At 62.0% G+C, this 250-nt stretch carries 1 pseudogene; it reads left to right on the forward strand.

Features of this window, described 5'->3' with window-relative positions:
- Positions 1 to 250, forward strand: a pseudogene (locus AC6UD8_RS07060) (hypothetical protein); the annotation flags it as partial.

Raw genomic sequence — 250 nt, forward strand, 5'->3', positions numbered from 1 at the left:
GTATTGCTATGCCAGTCGGCAACCACTCTGCCCATGGCCAGGCCAATGAAGGCGGCCCGCTCAAGCGTGAACTGGGCGAACGGCACATCCGCCTGATGGCGCTGGGCGCCTGTATCGGCGTCGGTCTTTTCCTCGGTTCGGCCAAAGCCATCGAAATGGCCGGCCCTGCCATCATGCTGTCCTACATCATCGGTGGCTTGGCCATCCTGGTGATCATGCGCGCCCTTGGCGAAATGGCCGTGCATAACCC

Source organism: Fructilactobacillus sp. X1R3C1 (assembly GCF_059901545.1).